Origin of the sequence: Sandarakinorhabdus rubra, from assembly GCF_010994245.1 — a bacterium.
Classification (GTDB): Bacteria; Pseudomonadota; Alphaproteobacteria; order Sphingomonadales; family Sphingomonadaceae; genus Sandarakinorhabdus; species Sandarakinorhabdus rubra.
Genome location: NZ_WMHO01000325.1, coordinates 1 through 1,915, shown reverse-complemented (window position 1 = coordinate 1,915; position 1,915 = coordinate 1). Strand labels below are relative to the sequence as shown.

Below are 1,915 nucleotides of genomic sequence, written 5' to 3'. Positions count from 1 at the left end.
TCGAAGGCCCGCACCGCGCCGACCTGGTGGTCAGCCACGCCGGCAAGGCGATGCCGGCAGCGCACTGCTCCACCGGCGAGCAGAAGGCGCTGCTGGTGGCCATCGTGCTGGCCCACGCTGCGCTGGTGGCGGCGCGCGGCGGACCGCCGCCGATCCTGTTGCTTGACGAGATCGCCGCCCATCTCGACCGGCGGCGGCTGGCGGCGCTGTTCGGTCATCTGTCCGATATGGGGGTGCAATCCTGGCTGACCGGCACCGATCCGGACCTGTTTGCTCTGGCCGGGCCGATGCAGCGGTTCCACATCGACTCCGGGCGAATCGTGCCGGGTTGACAGCTTGTGCCGTCTCCAGCTGGCCGCGGGGTTCAAGCCGGCGGGTAAAGGCGGGTGTCGGGCGGCCGTTAGCCATGCCAGTCCCTGGAGTGTGTGCCCGCCGATGTCGGACAGCAGCTGGCCAAAACGTCCCGTCTTTCCCCGCCGGTCCTCGGGCAGCCGGGCGGTCACGCCGCGCCTGCTGGCGGCGGCCGAGCCGCTGCTCGATGTCGCCGGCATCGGTGCCTGGCAGTATACCGTGGGCGGCTCCCTGTGGTGGAGCGCGGAGACGCGCCGCATCCACGGCGTGGGGCCCGCCTTCGTGCCCGACTTTGAATCGGCGATTGCGTTCTGTATTCCGGCCCAGCAGGACCTGGCGCGCGCCACCGTTGCCGATGCCATCGCAAACGGCACCAGCTGGGATCTCGAGCTGACCCTGGTGCGTGCGGATGGCGAAATCCGCCATGTCCGCGCCCGCGGCCGGCCCGGTCCGCGCCAGGAGGGCCAGCCGGTCTCCATCTTCGGCACGCTGGAGGACATCACCGCCCGCCACGAAGCCGCCGCCCGCGCTGCCCGCGAGCTCGACCTGCGCACCCGCATGGAAACGCTGCTGCGCGACGTGATTGCCGGCATCCCCGCCGCGCTCTCGGTCTATGACCACGAGGAGCGGTTGATCCTGGTCAACGACATCTATCGCAATATCCTGCCCGGCAACCGCGACTTCATGGTGCAGGGCGAGCGGCTGGCCGACATCATTTCCCGCAAGGTCATGGCCAACCATTATGTGCCGGAAGTGAGCAGCGAGGATCCGCCCGCCAAGCGCGCGGCGTGGATTGCCGATTATCTCGAGCGCCACCGCACGCCCGGTTACAACCGCGTCTTCCACCTGCGCGACGACAAGTTCATGCAGGCCTCCACCGCCATTTCGGAAAGCGGCAACATCGTTTCCATCCGCACCGACGTGACGCCGCTGATGCGCGCCGAACGCGAATTGCGGCGGCGCGCCGAAGAGGATGCGCTGACCGGGCTGGCCAACCGCGACGTGCTGATGGCGCGGCTGACTGCGTTGCCGGCGGCCCGCGGCAAGCAGCCGGCGGGCGGCATGCTGGTGCTGCTCGACGTGGATTTCTTCAAGGCGGTCAACGACAGCCTGGGCCATGCCGCCGGCGACCTGTTGCTGCGCCTGATCGGTCGCCGCCTGAAGCGCGTCATCGGGCCTGGCGACACCGCCGCGCGGCTGGCCGGCGATGAATTCGCGCTGATCGTGCATGGGCCGGCCACCCCGCTGGCCTGCACCGCCTTTGCGACGCGTCTGATGGCCCGGTTGCGGCGGCCGATGCGGCTGGGGGCCAGCCGTTACGCGCCGTCGATCTCGGTTGGCATCGCGCCGTTTCCCCATCCCGAATGTGGCCCGCGCGAGCTGCTCGGCAATGCCGATGCGGCGCTGCTGGAGGCCAAGCGCCAGGGCCGCGGCCGCCACGTGCTGTTCGGCCCGGCGCTGGCCGCGCAGGTGGTGCGGCGGACTCGGCTGGCCGATGCGCTGCGCCAGGCGCTGGCGCAGCGCCGGCTGATCGCCGCACTGCAGCCGCAGCAGCGCCTGTCCG

At 70.5% G+C, this 1,915-nt stretch carries 1 protein-coding gene and 1 pseudogene; both read left to right on the top strand.

Going from position 1 to position 1,915, the window contains the following annotated elements; translation table 11 throughout:
* A pseudogene (locus tag GJV64_RS14035) lies at positions 1-332 on the top strand (DNA replication/repair protein RecF); the annotation flags it as partial.
* Positions 333-435: 103 nt separating this feature from the next.
* Positions 436-1,915, top strand: a 1,480-nt coding sequence (locus tag GJV64_RS14030) for a sensor domain-containing diguanylate cyclase (RefSeq protein ID WP_164158052.1), incomplete at its 3' end; no start/stop codon positions are given.